Consider the following 18766-nt stretch of genomic DNA (forward strand, 5'->3'; position numbering starts at 1 on the left):
AGGGCCAGGGTAGAACCCGCTCCCACACGATGGGTCTAGCGCCGGAGAAGACCTGTGGGAGCGGGTTCTACCCGCGATAGGGCCAGCACTGCACCACACTGCACCTGCTTCACTTACGCTTGCTGCCCCCCAACAACGATCCCATCAACCCTCGCACCAGTTGCCGGCCAAACTGATTGGCGGCCTGGCGCATTGCCGACTTCAACGCCTGGCCCGCCGCGCCACTGAGAAATTCCCCCGCCTTGTCGGCGAACCCCGCCTCGGGCGGTGCGGATTTTTCCGCTGGGTTCGGAGCAACCTTGCGCGCCATCAGCATCTCGTAGGCCGACTCACGATCGATCGGCTTGTCATAACGTCCCGCCAATGGCGAGCGCTCGATCAGCGTCGCCCGCTGCGCATCGCTCAGTGGGCCGATACGCGACTGCGGAGGCGCGATCATCACCCGTTGCACCATGGCCGGGGTGCCCTTGTCCTGCAACGTCCCCACCAAAGCCTCACCCGTGCCCAACTCGGTGAGCACCGACAAGGCATCGAACGCCGGGTTGGGCCTGAAGCCATCAGCCACTGCCCTCAGGGACTTCTGCTCCTTGGCGGTAAACGCGCGCAGTCCATGCTGAATCCGCAAGCTGAGTTGGGCGAGCACGGCATCCGGTAAGTCACTGGGCGACTGAGTGACGAAGTACACACCCACGCCCTTGGAGCGAATCAGCCGCACCACTTGCTCCAGGCGATCCTGAAGCGCCTGCGGCGTGCCATTGAACAACAGATGGGCCTCGTCGAAAAACAACGCCAGCAGCGGCTTGTCGGCATCGCCGCGCTCGGGCAACTGCTCGAACAGCTCGGCAAGCAACCACAGCAGGAACGTTGCATACACCTTCGGCGCCTCGTGGACGAGGCGACTGGCGTCCAGCAGGTGAATCTGCCCGCGACCATCGGCCCCCGGTCGCAAGATATCCTCGAGTTGCAGCGCCGGTTCGCCGAACAGGGCTTCGGCGCCCTGCTGTTCCAGGGTTGCCAGGCGCCGCAACAACGCCTGGGTGGACCCAGTGGTCATCAAGGCGCTGTCATCACCCAGCAATTGCGGATTGTCCTTGAGGTGGTTGAGCAGCGCTTTCAGGTCCTTCAGGTCAAGCAGCAACAGCCCTTCACGGTCGGCCACCTTGAACGCTGCATACAACGCCGACTGCTGACTGTCGGTCAGTTCCAGCAAGCTGCCCAGCAGCAGCGGGCCCATCTCAGTCAAGGTCGTGCGCAGCGGATGGCCCGACTGCCCGTGGATATCCCACAAGGTCACCGGGCAGGCCTGCGGTGTGAACTTCAACCAGGGCATCTGGGCAATGCGCTCGGCGATCTTGCCCTCGGGACTGCCCGCCGCTCCCAGCCCGCACAGGTCGCCCTTGATGTCGGCAGCGAACACCGCCACCCCGGCTTCACTGAAGGCTTCGGCCAGACGTTGCAGCGTTACCGTCTTGCCGGTCCCGGTAGCGCCGGCAATCAGGCCATGGCGGTTGGCCAGGCGCAGATCCTGGCCAATGGGTTGACCGTCCGGATCGGCACCGAACCACAGTTTGCTGGCATCCGTCATAGCGCACCTCTGCTGGCGTTTGAGTCGAGTATGCCCAGCGTAATGCGAAACCGCTTTATCTGCCCGTAATTCACCCACTGCTGCCCGAGATGATGAGCGTGCGCACCTCCCCGTTGCGCCGGGTGGATAGAACGTCGCCTCGCGTCCATAGTCAATTCATGCAGGCACACCGAGGAACACCCCGTGCACATTGCTGACATCACCATGTTCTATGCCCCCGCCAGTGGCGGCGTACGTACCTATCTGGATGCCAAGCATCGCCGGCTGGGCGAGCGCCTCGGGGTGCGTCATAGCCTGCTGATTCCCGGTAGCGACTTCAGTTGTGAAGACGGTATCTACCATGTGCCGTCCCCTGCCCTGCCCTTCGGTCGCGGCTATCGCTTCCCTGTGCGTCAGGCACCGTGGCGCAATACGCTGCGCGAGTTGCAGCCGGACCTCATCGAAGTCGGCGATCCCTACCTGACGGCCTGGGCGGCGCTGGGCGCACGGCGACAGCTACAGGTGCCGGTGATCGGCTTCTATCACTCGGACCTGCCGCTGCTGGTGGCCAACCGCATGGGTCCGTGGTTCACGCCTAACGTGGAGGCCTACATCAGCAAGCTCTACGGTCACTTCGACCGGGTGCTGGCGCCCAGCCAGGTGATGGCACACAAGCTGCGCAAGCTGGGGGTGCGCAATGTCCACGTGCAACCTTTGGGCGTGGACCTGCAGCGTTTCCACCCACGGCGCCGCGACCCGCAACTGAGGCAACAACTGGGCATTGCCGAGGACAGTCGTCTGTTGATCTTTGCCGGCCGTGGCGCCAAGGAGAAGAATCTGCCGGTACTGCTGGACTGCGCCCGTCGCCTGGGCTCGCCCTACCACTTGCTGCTGGTAGGTTCCAACATGCCGCTGCAAGTGCCGGACAACGTTACCGTGCTGCGCCAGTTTCGCGATGGCGTCGAAGTGGCCAGGCTGATGGCCAGTGCCGATGCCCTGGTCCATGCCGGTGATCGGGAAACCTTTGGCCTGGTGGTCCTGGAGGCCATGGCCAGTGGTGTGCCGGTAGTGGCGGTGGCCGCCGGTGCTTTCCCCGAGTTGCTGCCCAGCCACTGCGGGATGCTCTGTCGGCCCAACGATGGCAAGGCCCTGGCCAAAGCCGTCGGCGAGTTGTTCGAGGCGGGGCCGGCCAGCTTCGGTGTGCAAGCGCGCGAGCACGCCGAGCGGCATTACGGGTGGGACACTGTGGTCGACGGCCTGCTGCAGCATTACCGCGCGGTGCTTGGGACGCAGGACTTTGCCCTGCGTGCCGCTCATGGATGAGCGCCATGTAATGCTGGTCCTGCACGATGTCTCGCCGCAGACCTGGCCCGATTATCAGCCGTTCGTGGAGGCAGTCGATGCCCTGGGGGCAATCCCTATGACCTTCCTGGTGGTCCCCGACTTTCACCACAACAATCCGCTCGAACACGCGCCGGATTTCTGCCGTTTGCTCGATCAGCGGGTCGCGCGTGGCGACGAATTGGCGTTGCACGGTTATTATCACGCCGACGATGGCCCTGCACCGACCAACCCGCGAGACTACTTCATGCGCCGCCTCTACACCTGGGAAGGTGAGTTTTACACGCTTGACCACACCAACGCCGCCGAGCGCCTGGAGGCGGGTCAACGCCTGTTCCATCGGTGCGGCTGGCCGCTGCACGGCTTCGTAGCGCCGGCTTGGCTGATGAGCCCCGGCACTCGCCAGGCTTTGCGCGAGTCCTCGCTGCTCTACACCAGCGATCCGCAGCATCTTTATCAGCTACCGGATTTTTCCCCCGTTAGTGTTCCAGGGTTGGTCTGGAGCGCTGGCAGTGCCTGGCGTCGTGGCCTTTCGAAAGTCTTCAGCGACTGGCGCGAAAGCCAACTGCAAGCGGCATCCTGTATTCGCCTGGGTCTGCACCCGGTCGACATGCGTCACGCCTACTCCCGCCAGTACTGGTTCGACACGCTGCAGCGCCTGATCCGGCAGGGCCGTCGGCCGGTGGTCAAGCACCTCTGGCTCAGCCAGCATGCATCCGCGCGGTCCGCCGCATGAGCCGGATGGTATGGCTGGTGATCGCCATCGTCGTTGCCGTGCTGATCCCCCTGGTACTGGGCGGCACCGACATGTTGCAGCAACTGCGCGGGTTCTCCTTGTGGCTCCTGCTGGGCATGTTCGGCATGATCTGCGTGGGTTGGGTGGTCAATGCCATGCGCCTGCGGCTGCTGCTGGCCGAGCAGGCCGCCAACATCGGGCGCGTGAAAACCGTGGGGGTGGTGATGGCCGCCGAATTCGCCTACTGCGCGACACCGGGCGGCAGCGGCGCGCCACTGACCCTGCTGGCGCTGCTGGGGCGGCATGGGATTCGCCCGGCCAAGACCAGTGCCGCATTCGCCATGGATCAGTTGAACGACCTGATGTTCTTCTTCTGCGCGCTGGTGGGCATCCTCATCTATGCCCTGTTCAATAACCTGAACCGCAACCTGGAGAGCATGTTGTTGATCAGCGGCTTGCTGATGGCCGGTGCCCTGGTGGGCTGTGTGTTATTGGCCAGGTGCCATCGGCGGGTGATTCGCGTCAACGGGCGCCTGCTGGCGCTGATGCGCGTGAAAGCCGATACGCGGCGGCGCTGGGCGCGCAAGCTGTTGCACTTTCTGGAGGCGTTCGCCGATAACTTCAAACTGCCCAGGCGTGTACTGGCGCAAGTGTTCGCCCTGACCTGCATCCACTGGACACTGCGTTACAGCGTGCTGTATTTCACCCTGCAAGGGCTCGGCAGCCAAGTGGACTGGGCGTGGAGTTTCCTGATTCAAATGCTGTCGCTCAGTGCCGGACAGTTCAGTCTGTTGCCGGGCGGTGCCGGGGCGGCGGAGTTGACCAGCGCGGCCATGCTGGCGCCGATGGTGGGCAAATCCACCGCCGCCGCCGCGATCCTGATCTGGCGACTGGTAACCTACTATTTCTACCTGATAGCCGGTGGACCGGTGTTCGTGGCGTTACTGGGCAAGCCGCTACTGAACAAGCTGTTGCGCACCCGGCAAGCCTGAGCCTGGATGCAGGCGCGGCTGCCAGCTGCCAAAGCCGTCCTGCATCACTCGGCGGGATCCCCACCCAGCTCCTGCTGCCACAGCGCCTCGGCACCCGGAAACTCGGTGCCGTCTTCCTCGTCCAGGGCCTCGGGATCGTACCGACTCGCACACCCCTCGCCGATCACCGGCGGGGCTGTGGAAGTGGCTTTGTCGAGGGGGTCGGCCATGGCGGATCAGCTGAACACGACAGTCTTGTTGCCGTGCACCAACACGCGATCCTCGAGGTGATAGCGCAGGCCGCGGGCCAATACCATCTTCTCGACGTCACGGCCGAATCGCACCATGTCCTCGATGCTGTCGCTGTGACTGACACGCACCACGTCCTGCTCGATGATCGGGCCGGCGTCCAGCTCTTCGGTGACGTAATGGCAGGTCGCGCCGATCAGCTTGACTCCGCGCATCGAGGCCTGATGGTAAGGCTTGGCGCCGACGAACGACGGCAAGAAGCTGTGGTGGATGTTGATGACCTTGCCGGCATAGGCCTGGCACAACTGCGGCGGCAGGATTTGCATGTAGCGGGCCAGCACCACCACGTCCGCCTGATGATGGTCGACCAGGCGCGACACCTCGGCGAACGCCGGCTGCTTGTCCTTGGGGTCCACCGGGACGTGGTAGTAGGGAATGCCATGCCATTCGACCATGCTGCGCAGGTCATCGTGGTTGGAGATCACGCAGGCAATGTCGCAATCCAGTTCGTCGCTGTGCCAGCGGTGCAGCAGGTCGGCCAGGCAGTGCGATTCACGGCTGGCCATCAGCACCACACGTTTTTTCTGTGCGGTATCGGTGACACGCCACTCCATCGCAAACTCTTCGGCGATCGGCGCGAACGCCTCGCGAAACGCGTCGATATCGAACGGCAGGGTGTCTGCGCGGATCTCGTGGCGCATGAAGAACCAACCGTTCTGATCGTCGGAGTGATGATTCGATTCAGTGATCCAGCCGTTGTGGGACGCCAGAAAATGGCTGACCTTGGCAACAATGCCAACGCGGTCCGGGCAAGCGGTCACCAGCCGAAAAGTGCGCATGTGTTGAAACTCCAGAAACTTCGCAAAGGCCGCCATTCTAGCGGCTGTCGGGCAAACCTGCAGTAATCATTGAAGGGTTTTGTGATTGCGGCCCGTGTGCGATTAACCCACGGCGTCCGGCGGCCCCTTTGTTGCGCCGATCAGCGAAAGGTATTAAATAAGGCTTGAGACAATCAGCAACATGAACAAGAACTCAGACGACCCTCACTTTATTGGGCGCAGAAAAAAACCCTACAGGCCGGTTAAATGTTTACTTGAACAAGGCGGAAGATTATTATTGGCCCACTGTTTCCATAAACACCCTGCATTCCTAAGGTAGCCTCATGTCCCTGATCAACGAATACCGCGCCACAGAAGAAGCCATCAAAGAGTTGCAGGCTCGGCTGAAAAATCTGTCGCAAGACGACAAACTGCAAACCGAGCTGGAATTCGAAGGCAAATTGCGCACCCTGATGGGCGAATATCAGAAATCTCTGCGCGATATCATCGCCCTGCTGGATCCTGAGGCCAAGTTGAACAAGGCACCGCGCAATGTTGCGGTTAAAGCCCCTGGCACCAAGCGCGCACGTAAAGTCAAACAGTACAAGAATCCGCACAACGGTGAAGTGATCGAGACCAAAGGTGGCAACCACAAAACCCTGAAAGAGTGGAAAGCCAAGTGGGGCGGTGACGTCGTCGAAAGCTGGGCAACGCTGTTGGGCTAATCGCTCGCCCGTTGTAGCTTGAAGAAAACGCCAGCTTGCTGGCGTTTTTTTGTGCCTGCCCATTTGTGTTTAGCGGGACATTCCCAAGCGCGCCTGTAATTGTTTGGCGTACATCTCCCACCGTTGCAATACCTGCAATTGAGTGGGCGTTGCCCTGGCAGCGCATTCCTGCAGGGCGGCCTCAAAGGCTTGCAGGGTATGGGGCGCTCCGAGGGCCGGATCGCGGAGGCGTTGCTGACAAAAGCTTGACCAGCGTTCGATCTCTGGTTGTTTCAACGTGTGTGGGAAGTTGCGAGCGCGGTAGCGAAACAAAAGTTCTGGCAAGCGTTCATCATCGAACATCCATTGTTCATTACCCAACTGCTCCGGGTCCAAGGTGCGCACACGTTCACACAGCAGCCGATCCCGATCATTGATAAAGCCTTCGTACAACTGCTGCTCTGGGTCTGCATTCGAGCCAAACTCGGCGTCGCCATACAACACCGGTATTTTTTCACGCCAGTGGTGTTGCGCATCGGCTAGACGCAAGGCGCGGGCTGAGTAGAGCGCTTTATCCATGCCCAAGCGTTGCCAGTCGCTGTCGCGCAATACCTTGAGCGGCGCAATCACCGGGCAGCGATTGATATGAATAAGTTTCAAAGGCACCGGCGTTTCATTCTCCAGCAGCGCGTCTCGGCGTTTGTACATACGCTGTCGCAAAGTCTCGGCACTTTCCTCGATGAACGACTGCGGATCGTCGTGCAGGTCACACACGATCAACGCATTACGATTTTTCGGGTGCCAGGCCAATGGCAGCACAACACCGGCATAGTGACGCGCCGCTGAAAAACGACCAGAGATATGCACCATCGGCGCTAACAGTTGGATATGTTCCATGACCTTGTGTTTGCTGCGCAGTTGAAACAACCACTCATACAGCCGTGGTTGCTTTTCACGAATCAACCGGGCAAGTGCAATGGTAGCCCTTACATCAGACAAGGCATCGTGCGCCTGACCGTGATCGATGCCATTGGCGGCGGTCAGTAATTCCAGGCGCATGCTGACGCGACCCTCCTGCTCGGGCCATTCGATGCCCTCGGGGCGCAGTGCATAGGCGGCACGAACGACGTCGATCAAATCCCAGCGGCTGTTGCCGCCCTGCCACTCTCGGGCGTAGGGGTCGAAAAAATTGCGGTAGAGGCTGTAGCGCGTCATTTCGTCATCGAAGCGCAGCGTGTTGTAGCCGGCACCGCAGGTACCGGGCGCCGCCAACTGGGCGTGCACCCGGGTCATGAAGTCAGCCTCGCTCAGCCCTTGCTCCTCGAGGCGCTGAGGCGTGATGCCGGTGATCATGCACGCCGCAGGATGGGGCAGGATGTCGTCGCTGGGCTGACAGTAGAGGTTGACCGGCGCATCGATTTCATTGAGCTGCAGATCCGTACGGATACCGGCCACCTGCAACGGCCGGTCGCAGCGCGGATTGATGCCGGTGGTTTCGTAGTCGTACCAGAAGATGCTGGAATTCACGGGCTTGTCCTGTGCGCATTAGCCCGCCAGTTTAGAGGCTGCCTGTGTAGAGGGCCACCGGATCAGCCGCGGCGTCGAAACAGCGCCACGCTCAACCGGTCGAGCCAGCCGAAGATACGCTGCTGGACACGCCGCCAGATCGGTCGGCGCTTCCAGTCCCCCAGACTGATCTGACGGCTGGCGTGAAAGTCGGTGACGAAGCTGCGCTCCACGGCCTGGGCCAGGTGTGGATCCACCGCCTCAAGGTTCGCCTCCAGATTGAAGCGCAGGTTCCAGTGATCGAAGTTGCACGAGCCTACGCTCACCCAGTCGTCCACCAGTACCATCTTCAGATGCAGGAAGCAGGGCTGGTACTCGAATATCTTCACCCCGGCCCGCAGCAGCTTGGGGTAGTAGTTGTGCCCGGCATAGCGCACCGACGGGTGATCGGTGCGCGGACCGGTGAGCAGCAGGCGCACATCGACGCCACGACTGGCGGCGCGACGCAATGAGCGGCGGACTTTCCAGGTCGGCAGAAAATACGGGGTGGCCAGCCAGATGCGCCGTTGCCCGCTGTTCAGCGCGCGCACCAGCGACTGCAGGATGTCGCGATGCTGGCGGGCATCGGCATAGGCCACACGGCCCATGCCCTCGCCCCGTTCGGGCATGGGCGGCACCCGCGGCAGGCCGAAATGGGTGGGCGGCCGCCAGGCAGTGCGGCGCAGGTTGGCGCGCCACTGACGGTCGAACAGCATCTGCCAGTCGCTGACCAGGGAGCCGCTGATCGCCACCATCACCTCATGCCACTCGCTGACCGCTTCCCCCGGCCGCCAGAACTGATCCGTCACGCCCGTACCGCCGACCATGGCCCATTCCTGATCGATCACCAGCAGTTTGCGATGATCGCGATAGAGGTTGCGCAGTCCGCGGCGCCAGCGGATGGGGTTATAGAAACGCAACTCCACGCCGGCCGTTTGCAACTGCTCACGCAACGCAGCGGTAAACGCCAGCGAGCCATAGTGATCGAACAGGCAGCGCACGCTGACGCCTCGCTGCGCAGCGGCCTGCAGCGCATCGACCATCGCCTGGGCGCAGCCGCCCGCCTCAACCAGATACAGTTCAAGATCGATATGGCGCTGGGCCTGGGCAATGCGTTCGATCATGCGGGGGAAGAACTGCGGACCGTCGATCAACAGTTCGAACTGGCTGCTGTTGCGCCAGGGGAATATGGCACCGGCCATCTCAACAGGCCTCGCAGGTGTGCAGGTCGGAATTCAGGCGAGGCATAGAGGGTCCTGGTGTCAAGGTGAAGGGACAGTAACTGGATGTTTCATGGTGGGCAACTGTTGTAGGAGGGTTGCCAATGTGGCCGTCATCGCGGGTAGAACCCGCTCCCACAGGGGCATATTTACCCCGCCAATTGCGGTGAGCAGTCGCCGCTCCACTGTGGGAGCGGGTTCTACCCGCGATGAGGCCCGCACCGACACCCCACCTCACCCGCCATCCCCCGGTATCAAACGGCACCCCTGGCGTGGCCCCACCCAGGCGGCCGTATTGCTTCGTCCCAGCCCCGAAGCCACGACACGACGCTGGTCCGCATCCTCCACGAGGCTGCTCAACGGCAGGTACTGCTTGACGTACCCCTGGCAGTATTCGCCGCTGTGCTCCATCACATAGCGGCACGAGCAATATTCCTTCGCCGAGTAGGCGCTCAGAATGTCCGGAAAGGCCAACAACTGGGTGCGTTCCTGCCACAGCCAGACCGTGGCCGCGATCAGGGCAACGAGGCTGATGCTCAACCAGGGATGCTTGCTCGGGTTCATGGCGCGCCCTTCCCGCCGAAAGCGAGCAACACCTGGCGCAGCAATTCGTCATGCCGATAGCTGCCGTCCCGGTCGTCGGCATAGCGCACCACCACCAGTTTCTGCTCGGGCAGCACATACAGCGCCTGGCCCCAATGGCCGAGCGCTGCAAAAGTGCTACGGGGTGCGCTCGGCCAGGCGCCGTTGCTGTTGAGCCACCAGTGCCCCCCAGCCGCGGCTTCGCCGGGTTGATCAGCGCTGGGGGCGAAAGGCGTGCGGTTGAACTCCACCCAGGCCCGGGGCAGCAGTTGCTGCCCTTGCCACTGCCCATCGCGCTGCATCAGCAGACCAACCCGAGCAAGGTCGCGGGCCGTGAGGTAGGCATAGGACGACGCGACGAAGGTGCCGCTGGCATCGGTTTCCCACACCGCACTGTGGATACCCAAGGGGTCGAACAGGGCTTGCCAGGGATAGTTGGGGTAATCGTGGATGCCGACCATGTTGCGCAGCGCCGCAGCGAGCAGATTGCTGTCGCCGCTGGAATAGAGAAACACCTTGCCTGGGGCAGCCGCGCGACCATGGCTGGCCGCGTACGCCGCCATGTCGCGCCGCCCCCGGGTATAGAGCATGGCCACCACCGAAGAGTCGAGCGGGGCGTACTCGTAGTCTTCCTGCCAGTCCAGACCGGACGCCCAGTGCAGCAGGTCCTGCAAGCGGATATCGCGGTGCTGGTTCAGCGGCTGGTAGTAGTCGGCCGCCGAGTCCTGCAGATGAAAGCGGCCCTCGCCAAAGGCTACGCCGAGCACGGTGGCCAACAGGCTTTTGCTCATGGACCAGGTCGAATGCGCGGTGCTCGCCCGGGTCGGCGCGGCGTAGCGCTCATACACCACCTGGCCATCGCGGACCACCAGCAGGGCGTCGGTGCGCACGCCCTCGCGGGTAGCATCGTTGCGTGCGGGAAAGGCATAGCGCTCCAGTTGCTCGATCGCCGGTGAAGTGGGCGCAAGTGCCTCGCTCCATTGCGCCTGCGGCCAGGACTCGGCACGGCTTACCGCGGTGGTCAGCAAGAGGGTCAGCAGGACAAGCAAACGCGGCATTCGGATGACTCATGAAAGGAACAGGAGCGAGTGTGCGGCGGGTGTATGACAGTCGATCGGACAAAGAGTTGTGCAGCCTTGCAGGCGACACCATCGGCGCGGGGGTGCCTGTTTCCCTGTCATACAAGCATCACTAAAGCGTAATGGTGATGACACCGGGTGTTCCTAGGCTGAGCTTGCCCAACACAGCTGACCGGCCGCTCTTCCCTGGCTGGTATTTGGAGACTTGCAATGACTCAGATCGCACGCGCTGGCGACACCCGTACCGAACGCCGTCTGCAAGCCGAACGTCTGCTCGGCCCGCAAGCCTTGCAGGAAGCCCAGGCGTTGCGCTTTGCAGTGTTCAGCGGTGAGTTCAACGCCAAGCTCAAGGGCGCCGAGCAGGGCCTGGACATGGACGACTACGATCTTCACTGCCAACACATCGGCGTGCGTGACCTGGCCACCGGCCGCCTGGTGGCTACCACCCGACTGCTCGACCACCAGGCCGCCAGCAGCCTGGGCCGATTCTACAGCGAAGAGGAATTCAGCCTGCACGGCCTGCGCCACCTCAAGGGGCCGATCCTGGAGATCGGCCGCACCTGCGTCGACCCGGCGTATCGCAACGGCGGCACCATCGCCGTGCTCTGGGGCGAACTGGCCGAGGTGCTCAACCAGGGTGGCTACAGCTACCTGATGGGCTGCGCCAGCATTCCCATGCAGGATGGCGGCGTACAGGCCCAGGCGATCATGCAGCGCCTGCGTGAGCGCTACCTGTGCACCGAACACCTGCGGGCCGAGCCGAAAACACCCCTGCCCTCCCTGGACATTCCCGGCAACGTCATTGCCGAAATGCCGCCGCTGCTCAAGGCCTACATGCGCCTGGGCGCGAAAATCTGCGGCGAGCCGTGCTGGGACCAGGACTTCCAGGTCGCCGACGTGTTCATCCTGCTCAAGCGCGACGACCTGTGTCCGCGCTACGCACGCCACTTCAAGGCGGCGGTGTAATGAAGCGCTGGCGCCTGTACGGGCGCGTCGTGCGGCTCTTGCTGGTGGTGGCTCTGGGGCTGGCCATGGCAGGCGTATTCAGCCTGTACGAGCGCCTCGGCCTGCGCAACCCCACCTATCGCCGACAACGTTGGTCGCGGTTTTTCATGGCACGGCTGAGCAACGCCCTGCCCTTCAAGGTCCATGTGCAAGGCGACATGCCCAGGGCGCCCATGCTGTGGGTCGGCAACCATGTGTCCTGGACCGATATTCCAGTGCTGGGGATGCTGGCGCCGTTATCGTTCCTGTCCAAGGCCGAGGTACGCACCTGGCCGGTGGCCGGTTGGCTGGCCCTGAAAGCCGGCACGCTGTTCATTCGCCGTGGCGCGGGCGACAGCCAGCACATACGCCGGCAAATGACCCAACACCTGCAAAGCGGCCACGACCTGATGATTTTCCCCGAAGGCACCACCACTGACGGTCGCTCGCTGCGCACCTTCCACGGTCGGTTGCTGGCCAGTGCCATCGATGCCGGCGTGCCTGTGTTGCCCATCGCCATCCGTTATGTGCGGGACGGTGAAGCGGACTCGATCGCGCCGTTCGTGGGCGAAGACGACCTGCTGTCGCACCTGCTGCGCCTGTTCGAGCAGGAGCGCGCCGAGGTGCGAGTTCAGGTGTTGACGCCGATTGCCAGTGTCGGCAAGGAGCGCGCGGCGCTGGCGTATGAAGCCCAGGAAGCGGTGCGCATGGCGCTGTTCGGCGAGGTGGAAGAGGTACGGCGAGCGGCGTGATCAAGGTGGACGCGGTGCCGGTCGGTCACCGCAAATCCGCCACGGCCTCCTGCAATACCGGATAGAACTCGCGAAAATCCTCGGTCAATGGCTCATACAGCGCCTGCACCTCATGGATGGCCCCAGCCAAGCCCTCTGGTTTGGACAAGCGTCGGGAAATGCCCTGCAATACCTGCCCTATCACGCGAAAATCCCGGTACGAGCCCAGCCAGTCATCGGCAATCATGTAGGGCGCAACCGCTGCCAGGCGGCCGGGCAATTCGGGCTCCGCAGCCAGTACGTCGTACACCCGCCCGGTAAATGCATCCAACGGCTCATCGACATACGCATGCCAGTGCCGGGCCAGGCAATGATCGAAGAACACATCCACCACGATGCCGGCATAGCGGCGGCGCTCGGCGGGGAAGCGGCCGATCGCGCGCTGAACGATGGGGTGGCTATCGGTGTAGGCGTCGATGCGCCGATGCAGTTGAATACCGGCCAGCACGGCGGGCGGAAAACGTCCGTCCAGCCGCCCTTTGACGAAGTCCCCATAAAGGCTGCCGAGCATTTGCTCGGGGGACGGGCCGCCCAGGTGCAGGTGTGCGAGATAATTCATGAGCGGCAGCTTAGCACCATTGGCAACGTATCGTTATAACCCGATATAGCGATTGACTATCGGATTAGCACGGATTCATATTTGTATATCGCGAACTACAGATATATATTTCGGTCCATACCGATATAAGCAATCGCGACAGACACCGAGCCGCTCATGCCCCTTGATCTCGACGACATAATAAAAGCCCTGTCCCACCCCGTACGCCGGGAGATTCTGGTCTGGCTGAAAGACCCTCAGGGGCATTTCCCCGATCAGTATCACAGCATCGAGAACGGGGTCTGCGCCGGTCAGATCGATCAGCGCTGCGGGCTCTCGCAGTCCACCGTGTCTGCTCACCTGGCGACTTTGCAGCGGGCTGGATTGATCAGCAGCAAGAAGGTGGGCCAATGGCATTTCTTCAGGCGCAACGAAGAGGTCATCCAGGCCTTTCTGGCGCAAATGAGCGAACAGCTCTGACTGGCGGTCGATGATCTTCACCTGCACCCGTTATTTCAGCCGAGCCTGCGTGGCTCTGGCGACCCTACTCACTGACAGAGGTTAGATAGATGACTACGCTTTTCGACCCCATAAAGCTTGGCGCCCTGGAGCTGCCGAACCGCATCATCATGGCCCCGCTGACCCGCTGCCGCGCCGATGCCGGCCGGGTGCCCAATGCCATGATGGCCGAGTACTACGTGCAGCGGGCCAGTGCCGGGCTGATCCTCAGTGAGGCCACCTCGGTGTCGCCCATGGGCGTAGGCTACCCCGACACCCCCGGCATCTGGTCCAATGACCAGGTGCGCGGCTGGGCCAACGTGACCAAAGCCGTCCATGCCGCCGGTGGCCGCATCATGTTGCAGCTGTGGCACGTGGGGCGTATCTCCCATTCCACCTACCTGGACGGTGAACTGCCAGTGGCGCCAAGCGCCATCGCAGCGGCTGGCCACGTCAGCCTGGTTCGGCCAATCACCGGTTTCGAAACGCCTCGCGCGCTGGAAACCGCTGAGATCGCGGACATCGTCGAGGCGTACCGCGTGGGTGCCGAGAACGCCAAGGCTGCGGGTTTCGACGGCGTGGAAATCCACGGTGCCAACGGCTACCTGCTCGACCAGTTCCTGCAGAGCAGCACCAACCAGCGCACCGACGCCTACGGTGGCTCGCTGGAAAACCGCGCGCGCCTGATGCTGGAAGTGACCGATGCAGTGGTTGAGGTGTGGGGTGCCGACCGTGTCGGCATGCACCTGTCGCCGCGCGCCGACCTGCACGACATGGGCGATCAGAACCGTGGCGAAACCTTCACCTACATTGCCCGTGAATTGGGCAAGCGCGGCATCGCGTTCATCTGTGCCCGCGAGAAGGAGGCCGATGACAGCCTGGCAGCGCAACTGCGTGACGCTTTCGGCGGCCCTTACATCGTCAACGAGAAGTTCGACAAGGCGTCGGCCAATGCTGCACTAGCCAATGGCACCGCGGATGCCGTGGCATTCGGTGTGCCGTACATCGCCAACCCCGATTTGCCGGAACGTCTGAAAGCCGATGCGCCGTTGAATGAGCCTCATCCCGAGACGTTCTACGCCAAGGGCGCGGCGGGGTATCTGGATTATCCGCGGATGTGATTCGCGTTGGCAGGTTTGGCCTATTCGCGGCTGTACGCCGCTCCTACAGGAACTGAGTCCCTCTGTAGGAGCGGCGTGAAGCCGCGAACAGGCCAACCCTGCCTACCAACAACCCTACTACTGACGCCGCTGATTGATCTGCTGCTGCAGATTCTGCACCTGGCTCTGCAACGTCGTCAGGCTGCGTGTGGTCTGCCCGCGGAACGCATCGAACTCGCCGTTGCTAGGCCCGCTGGCCGCCGCCGGGCGATTGTCCTGCTCGCTCTTGAGCACGATCAGATCCTGCTCCAGCCGCTCGATCTGGGCGCTGGGATTGCCCTGTTTCTTCAGCGCCGCCACGTCGTTGCCCAGGCTTTCGAAGCGGGCGTCGAGCTTGCCTTGGTCGAGCTGAGCGGACTTGAGGGTGGCGAAGTCCGTTGCCAGCGTCTTCAACTGGGCCTGCAACTGCTCATTCAGCGCCTGCTGGGCAGCCGCCTGGCTGACCGCCTGCTCGACACGACTCTGCAAACTGCTCTGCTGCCCTGCAACGCCCGTCTGCTGCTGGCTTTGCTCGTCAAGCCGGGTCTGCAACTGCTGCAACTGCAGCTTCAACGCCTCGCTGCCCGACATGGCACTGGACTGGGTATTGGCGACCTTGCCACTGATGTCCTGCAAGCGCCCGGCCGCTTCCTCGCTGATGCGCGCGAAGCTCTCCTGGGTGGCCACCAATTGCTGCTCCATCAGGTTGATCTGCTGGAAACTCCACCAACCCAATCCACCCAACGCTATGAACAAGGCGCCGATCAATGCCCACAAGGCACCGGTGCTCGGCGCCTTGACCCGCACCACCGGACTGGTCCGCGAATACACGGCATCCGGCTCACGATGACGCGAGTTGGCTACGGATTCGAAAGGGTCATCGTCATCGCGGGTATTGCCACGCAGGCTCGGCAAGTTATCGTCGAAGTCGTCTGAAGCATCTTTGCGCATGGGAAGAACCTTTGTGTTGCACGGTAATGGCCAGGTGCGCCGAGTATACCCTCGCAACAGCCTGCTCTGATCGCCTGCGCTCGGGCCAGACGGCACATCAATCAGTGACCGGTTGTGTCTTGAGCCTTCCACCAGGCGCAGAATTCGTCCACGGCCGACCATAGGCTGACACTGGGCTGATAGTCCAGATAATGCCTGGCCTGAGCAATGTCCAAGGTGAAATCCTTGTTCATCACCTGCACCCCCACCCGTGACAGGCTGGGCTCCGGGCGCCCCGGCCAGAGCAGGCACGCCGCTTCATTGAGCGCAGCGGCGCCGTACGCCAGGCCATAGGCACGATAGCGACGTACCTGGGGCAATTCCATCCGGCGCATCACGTAGTTGATCACGTCCCACAGCGGGATGGGTGCGCCGTTGCTGATGTTGTAGGCCTTGTACAGGGCTGAGTCATCCGCCTGCAGGGCACTGAACAAGGCCTGATTGAGGTTCTGTACGCTGGTGAAGTCGACCTTGTTCAAACCGTCGCCGACAATCGCCAGGCGCTGCTTGCGCTGCATGTTCAGCAAGCGGGGGAACAGGCTGACATCACCGGCCCCGGTGACGAAGCGCGGCCGCAAGGCAATGGTTTCCAGGCCGAACTCGGCGGCACCGAATACTTTCTGTTCGGCGATGTACTTGGTCTGTGCGTAGTGGCCGCGCAGACGCTTGGGCACTTCGGCTTCCTTGATGCCCAGATGGTCACGACCGTCGAAGTAGATCGAGGGTGTGGAAAGGTGCACCAGACGTCGCACCTGCTCCTTGAGGCAGGCTTCCACGATATTTTCGGTGACCTGAACGTTGCCCTGATGGAAGTGCTCACGCGTGCCCCAGGTGCCCACGGCCCCGGCGCAATGCACCACGGCGTCGACGCCGATGCACAGGCGCTTGGCCAGGTCGGCGTCCAGCAGGTCACCCTGGACGAACTGCGCGCCACGGCGTACCAGGTGCTCGACGCCTTCGCTGCGGCGACCATTGACCCGCACCTGCAAGCCCTGCTCCAGGGCGAAGCGCGCGAAGCGACCGCCTATGAAGCCACTTGCACCGGTGACCAGAATTTTCATCAGTTGCTCCGTCTTGCATCAATCGATTCGAGACCGCGGCGCGGCGTTCGCGGCTGCACGCCGCTCCTACAGGTACCTGCGGCGAGGCGTGGGGTTCGCGGCTGCACGCCGCTCCTACAGGTACCTGCGACGAGGCGCGGGGTTCGCGGCTGCACGCCGCTCCTACAGGTAACTGCGGCGACGCGCGGGGTTCGCGGCTGTATGCCGGGCATACAAGCGCCGCGCATCCCCTGTAGGAGCGGCGTGCAGCCGCGAAGAGGCCGGCGATGGCAACATAGACGCCGGCACCTGTCAAAGCGGCACCAACCAGGTGCCCGCATCGCGGCGCAGATGTTCGGTGAGCTTTTCCAGCAACTGCCCGCCATTGCGCCAATGGTGCCAATACAACGGCACATCGATGGGCCGGCCCGGCTGCAACTCCACCAGACTGCCCCGCGCCAACTCATCCTCAACCTGCAATTGCGGCACCATGCCCCACCCCATCCCCGCCTCGGCGAGCCGATTGAAGCCCTCCGAGGATGGACACAGATGGTGCAGGAAGCCCTCCGACAGCCCCTGCGCCGCCAGATAACGGTGTTGTAGAAAGTCGTCGGGGCCGAACACCAGCGCGGGCGTGCGCGGCAGGTGGTTCGGATCGAAGCCATCGGGAAAATGCCGCGCCATGAACGCCGGACTGGCCAACGCACGATAGCGCATCGCCCCCAACAACACGCTGCGGGCGCCGGCCACGGGTCGCTCGCTGGCGCACAGGCAGGCAGCCACTTCACCTGCGCGCATCCGCTTGAGGCCCACGTCCTGGTCTTCCACCACGTGATCGACCAGCAACTGTTCGCGGGCACAGAAATCACTCACCGCCTCTGCCCACCAGGTGGCCAGGCTGTCGGCGTTCAGAGCGATGCGCAGGCGCTCAGGCAGGCCCTCTTCATCCAGCGCCGGCACCTGGCCCTGCAAATCGCGCTCGAGCAGGCGTACCTGCTGAACATGATTGAGCAGGCGTCGGCCGATGTCGGTCGGCGAGGGGGGCGTGGCACGCACCAATACAGGCTGCCCCACCCGTGCCTCGAGCAGCTTGATGCGCTGGGACACCGCTGATTGCGACAGCCCCAGTACCTGAGCCGCGCGCTCGAATCCGGCCTGCTCGACGACGGCGGCCAGCGCGGCCAGAAGTTTGTAGTCGAACATAAGTTTTCCTAATGAGAGATCAGCACTATTGGTTTTTCTTATACGCCAGACACACCCACAATGGCCAGTCTGAAAAGGGAGAAACACTTCATGTGGCAAAGCTATCTCAATGGCCTGTTGGTCGCTCTGGGCCTGATCATGGCCATCGGCACTCAAAACGCTTTCGTGCTGGCGCAGAGCCTGCGCCGTGAGCATCACCTGCCCGTGGCGCTGTTGTGCGTGGTGTGCGACGCCCTCCTGGTGGCCGCCGGGGTCTTCGGCCTGGCCACGGTGCTGGCGCACAATCCGACGCTGCTGACGGTGGCTCGCTGGGGTGGCGCGTTGTTTCTGATCTGGTACGGCGCCAAGGCCCTGCGCCGCGCCTGCTCCCGGCAAAGCCTGGAGCAAGGCCGCAACGAAGGTCTGCGCTCGCGCAAGGCGGTATTGCTCAGCGCGCTGGCGGTGACGCTGCTCAATCCGCACGTGTACCTGGATACCGTGCTGTTGATTGGCTCGCTGGGCGCCCAGCAGACCATGCCCAGCGCCTATGTCGCAGGCGCGGCCAGTGCTTCGCTGCTGTGGTTCTTTACCCTGGCGCTGGCAGCGGCGTGGTTGGCCCCCTGGTTGGCCCGACCGGCTACCTGGCGCCTGCTGGACCTGTTGGTGGCGGCGATGATGTTCGCCGTGGCGGGGCAATTGATCCTGGGTTGAGCGCCACTGGTCCGTGGACGGCGAAGGCTCTGGAACCTCTATCCCACACAGTTGTTGCGTGGTTAAGGCCCTGCCCCGGTGCTA

At 62.8% G+C, this 18766-nt stretch carries 20 protein-coding genes; 9 read left to right on the forward strand and 11 right to left on the reverse strand.

Translation table 11 applies throughout. From position 1 onward, the window contains the following. Nucleotides 1-109: 109 nt before the first annotated feature. Entirely contained in the window at nt 110-1585 is a 1476-nt protein-coding gene (locus B3397_RS12465; protein ID WP_296250436.1) for a helicase HerA-like domain-containing protein, read from the reverse strand. A 204-nt stretch (nt 1586-1789) separates the two neighbouring features. Here B3397_RS12465 and B3397_RS12470 point away from each other — a divergent pair, with 204 nt between their 5' ends. From B3397_RS12470 to B3397_RS12480, 3 genes are read left to right on the forward strand one after another with little or no spacing between them, the layout of a single operon-like run. After that, nucleotides 1790-2887: a glycosyltransferase family 4 protein gene (locus tag B3397_RS12470; RefSeq protein WP_296250538.1), complete on the forward strand. Its 1098-nt coding sequence runs from the start codon at nt 1790-1792 to the stop codon at nt 2885-2887. After that, the gene (locus B3397_RS12475; protein ID WP_296250541.1) at nt 2880-3641 is read left to right on the forward strand and encodes a polysaccharide deacetylase family protein; all 762 of its coding nucleotides are present in this window, start codon (nt 2880-2882) and stop codon (nt 3639-3641) included. Before B3397_RS12470 ends, B3397_RS12475 begins: the two co-directional genes overlap by 8 nt. Then, entirely contained in the window at nt 3638-4633 is a 996-nt protein-coding gene (locus tag B3397_RS12480) for a lysylphosphatidylglycerol synthase transmembrane domain-containing protein (RefSeq protein ID WP_296250438.1), read from the forward strand. Before B3397_RS12475 ends, B3397_RS12480 begins: the two co-directional genes overlap by 4 nt. 44 nt (nt 4634-4677) lie before the next feature. On the opposite strand, the gene B3397_RS12485 is transcribed toward B3397_RS12480, so the two are convergent. Together B3397_RS12485 and purU are read right to left on the reverse strand one after the other, a co-directional pair. After that, complete coding sequence (locus tag B3397_RS12485; RefSeq protein WP_296250439.1) at nt 4678-4842, reverse strand: hypothetical protein; 165 nt, start codon at nt 4840-4842, stop codon at nt 4678-4680. A gap of 6 nt (nt 4843-4848) precedes the next feature. Next, complete coding sequence (purU, locus tag B3397_RS12490) at nt 4849-5700, reverse strand: formyltetrahydrofolate deformylase (protein ID WP_296250441.1); 852 nt, start codon at nt 5698-5700, stop codon at nt 4849-4851. A gap of 323 nt (nt 5701-6023) precedes the next feature. Here purU and mvaT point away from each other — a divergent pair, with 323 nt between their 5' ends. Then, a complete protein-coding gene (gene mvaT / locus B3397_RS12495; protein WP_296250443.1) occupies nt 6024-6404 on the forward strand; it encodes a histone-like nucleoid-structuring protein MvaT in 381 nt (126 codons plus the stop codon). Between the two features lie 69 nt (nt 6405-6473). Here mvaT and sbcB read toward each other — a convergent pair whose 3' ends face one another. The 4 genes from sbcB to B3397_RS12515 all read right to left on the reverse strand — a co-directional run bounded on the left by sbcB (nt 6474) and on the right by B3397_RS12515 (nt 10788). After that, entirely contained in the window at nt 6474-7910 is a 1437-nt protein-coding gene (gene sbcB, locus B3397_RS12500) for an exodeoxyribonuclease I (protein WP_296250445.1), read from the reverse strand. Between the two features lie 62 nt (nt 7911-7972). After that, nucleotides 7973-9130, reverse strand: coding sequence for a phospholipase D-like domain-containing protein (locus B3397_RS12505; protein WP_296250447.1), 1158 nt, complete (start codon nt 9128-9130; stop codon nt 7973-7975). Nucleotides 9131-9382: 252 nt separating this feature from the next. Then, nucleotides 9383-9712: an amidase gene (locus B3397_RS12510; protein WP_296250449.1), complete on the reverse strand. Its 330-nt coding sequence runs from the start codon at nt 9710-9712 to the stop codon at nt 9383-9385. Then, on the reverse strand, nt 9709-10788 hold the full coding sequence (locus B3397_RS12515) for a serine hydrolase domain-containing protein (protein WP_296250451.1): 1080 nt from the start codon (nt 10786-10788) through the stop codon (nt 9709-9711). The genes B3397_RS12510 and B3397_RS12515 overlap by 4 nt, the downstream gene beginning before the upstream one ends. Nucleotides 10789-11019: 231 nt before the next feature. Here B3397_RS12515 and olsB point away from each other — a divergent pair, with 231 nt between their 5' ends. Continuing rightward, nucleotides 11020-11775, forward strand: a complete 756-nt coding sequence (gene olsB, locus B3397_RS12520; RefSeq protein WP_296250453.1) for an L-ornithine N(alpha)-acyltransferase — start codon at nt 11020-11022, stop codon at nt 11773-11775. After that, on the forward strand, nt 11775-12545 hold the full coding sequence (locus B3397_RS12525) for a lysophospholipid acyltransferase family protein (RefSeq protein ID WP_296250455.1): 771 nt from the start codon (nt 11775-11777) through the stop codon (nt 12543-12545). Before olsB ends, B3397_RS12525 begins: the two co-directional genes overlap by 1 nt. A 25-nt stretch (nt 12546-12570) precedes the next feature. Here the strand turns inward: B3397_RS12525 and B3397_RS12530 are convergent, their stop codons facing one another. Then, entirely contained in the window at nt 12571-13143 is a 573-nt protein-coding gene (locus B3397_RS12530) for an ACP phosphodiesterase (protein WP_296250457.1), read from the reverse strand. 156 nt (nt 13144-13299) lie between these two features. On the opposite strand from B3397_RS12530, the gene B3397_RS12535 reads away from it, so the two are divergent. Beyond that, the gene (locus B3397_RS12535) at nt 13300-13602 is read left to right on the forward strand and encodes an ArsR/SmtB family transcription factor (protein ID WP_296250459.1); all 303 of its coding nucleotides are present in this window, start codon (nt 13300-13302) and stop codon (nt 13600-13602) included. Nucleotides 13603-13691: 89 nt separating this feature from the next. Next, on the forward strand, nt 13692-14741 hold the full coding sequence (locus tag B3397_RS12540; protein WP_296250460.1) for an alkene reductase: 1050 nt from the start codon (nt 13692-13694) through the stop codon (nt 14739-14741). A gap of 117 nt (nt 14742-14858) precedes the next feature. On the opposite strand, the gene B3397_RS12545 is transcribed toward B3397_RS12540, so the two are convergent. The 3 genes from B3397_RS12545 to B3397_RS12555 form a co-directional block, all read right to left on the reverse strand. Beyond that, nucleotides 14859-15710, reverse strand: coding sequence for an ATPase (locus tag B3397_RS12545; RefSeq protein WP_296250463.1), 852 nt, complete (start codon nt 15708-15710; stop codon nt 14859-14861). Between the two features lie 101 nt (nt 15711-15811). Further along, a complete protein-coding gene (locus B3397_RS12550) occupies nt 15812-16810 on the reverse strand; it encodes an NAD-dependent epimerase/dehydratase family protein (RefSeq protein ID WP_296250464.1) in 999 nt (332 codons plus the stop codon). 291 nt (nt 16811-17101) lie between these two features. After that, a complete protein-coding gene (locus B3397_RS12555) occupies nt 17102-17992 on the reverse strand; it encodes a LysR family transcriptional regulator ArgP (RefSeq protein ID WP_296250466.1) in 891 nt (296 codons plus the stop codon). A 90-nt stretch (nt 17993-18082) separates the two neighbouring features. Between B3397_RS12555 and B3397_RS12560 the strand changes: the two genes are divergently transcribed. Further along, nucleotides 18083-18682: a LysE/ArgO family amino acid transporter gene (locus B3397_RS12560; protein WP_296250468.1), complete on the forward strand. Its 600-nt coding sequence runs from the start codon at nt 18083-18085 to the stop codon at nt 18680-18682. The last annotated feature ends 84 nt before the right edge of the window (nt 18683-18766 follow it).

This window comes from Pseudomonas sp. UBA4194, assembly GCF_002379585.1.
Taxonomy (GTDB): domain Bacteria; phylum Pseudomonadota; class Gammaproteobacteria; order Pseudomonadales; family Pseudomonadaceae; genus Aquipseudomonas.